A 1727-nucleotide genomic window follows, 5' to 3' on the forward strand; every position below is an offset into this window, starting at 1 on the left:
CCTTTATTATGCCTTTTGTTGTCGATGACTTGATTTTATCTGTCGATCCTGTGAAATTATATGAATATATCAATTTTGATAAAAATATTGTGTGCGTAAAATATCCAGAGGTCGAAAGATTCTCGAAGTTTGTGTATTTCTATTCTGACTACATCTCGTATATTGATGCAATAAAGAAAGCTGCTTTTGGAACAGAAATTAAGTATTCAATAGAGGAAAAAAATAGGTTTCTTGAATCGAATACATGGAGTGTTAGAGCAAAGATTGTTTCGAAGATGATTGACAAGAAAATGAAAAAATGATCACAAAGAAGGAAAAGTAGGAGAGAGATAATGAAAAAAATAATGCTGGTGTTCGGTACTCGCCCCGAAGCAATTAAAATGTGCCCGCTGGTCAATGAATTAAAGAAACATCAAAGTATTGAGACGATTGTCTGCGTGACCGGCCAACACCGGCAGATGCTGGATCAAGTGCTGGAAGCGTTCTCGGTTGTTCCGGATTACGATTTGTCCATTATGAAGGACAAGCAGACCCTGTTTGATGTGACGGTGAATATTCTGGAGCATATCAAAACTGTTCTGGAAGAGGTGAAGCCAGATGTCGTGCTGGTGCATGGCGATACGTCCACGACTTTTGTGACGGCATTGGCCTGTTTCTATTTGCAGATTCCGGTCGGACATGTGGAAGCCGGACTGCGTACCTATAACATTTACAGCCCCTACCCGGAAGAGTTCAACCGGCAGGCGGTTTCAATCATCAGTCAGTATAATTTCGCCCCCACTGAGCTCTCTAAGCAGAATCTGCTGAAGGAAGGTAAGGATCCGGAGAGCATCTATGTAACAGGAAACACTGCCATTGATGCACTAAAAACGACGGTTAGAGCGGATTACACCCACCCGGAGTTGGAGTGGGCTGATGGCAGCCGTTTGATTATGATCACAGCCCACCGCCGAGAGAATCTGGGTGAGCCGATGCGGCATATGTTTAAGGCAATCCGCCGCGTGATGGACGAGCATCCGGACGTGAAGGCAATTTATCCCATTCACATGAACCCGGTGGTGCGAGAAATTGCCAATGAGTATCTGGGCGACGATGACCGAATCCATATTATTGAGCCGCTGGACGTGCTGGATTTCCATAACTTCCTGAGCCGCAGCTATTTGATCCTGACTGATTCTGGCGGCATTCAGGAGGAGGCACCTTCTTTGGGCAAGCCGGTTCTGGTTATGCGGGACACAACAGAGCGTCCGGAAGGAATTGCTGCTGGCACATTGAAGCTGGTCGGAACCGAGGAGGAAACCATTTATCGGGAGTTCAGCCGTTTGCTGTCTGACAAGGCAGAGTATGATGCTATGAGCAAGGCAAGCAATCCCTATGGTGATGGACATGCTTGTGAGCGAATTGCAAAGATAGTGTGTGAAAAATAACATTATGAAGAAAAATGTATTGAAACTTAATGTAGTAGCGGCGCTATTCTTGCAAGTTCTAACAATGATAAGCGGTTTTATAATCCCTAAAATTACGCTCTCGTATTTCGGATCATCTGTAAATGGTTTGGTCTCATCAGTAAATCAATTTTTGAATTATATAACATTGTTAGAAGGTGGCGTTGGCAGTGTTATTATGTCAATCCTTTATAGGCCACTCTATGAAAATGATCAAAAAAGAGTTAGTAAAATTATAAATACTACATCGAAATTTTTTAGGGTGATGGGAACCATTTATAT

General features: G+C 43.1%; 2 protein-coding genes and 1 pseudogene. All 3 read left to right on the forward strand.

The features are described from left to right. A partial coding sequence (locus J3353_RS15935) for a hypothetical protein (protein ID WP_207685238.1) occupies positions 1 to 302 on the forward strand: 302 nt, incomplete at its 5' end. 30 nt (positions 303 to 332) lie between these two features. Continuing rightward, entirely contained in the window at positions 333 to 1427 is a 1095-nt protein-coding gene (wecB, locus tag J3353_RS15940; protein WP_207685239.1) for a non-hydrolyzing UDP-N-acetylglucosamine 2-epimerase, read from the forward strand. 4 nt (positions 1428 to 1431) lie between these two features. Continuing rightward, positions 1432 to 1727 (forward strand): annotated as a pseudogene (locus J3353_RS15945) (sugar isomerase); the annotation flags it as partial.

Origin of the sequence: Faecalibacterium sp. Marseille-Q4137, from assembly GCF_017377535.1 — a bacterium.
GTDB lineage: Bacteria > Bacillota > Clostridia > Oscillospirales > Ruminococcaceae > Faecalibacterium > Faecalibacterium duncaniae.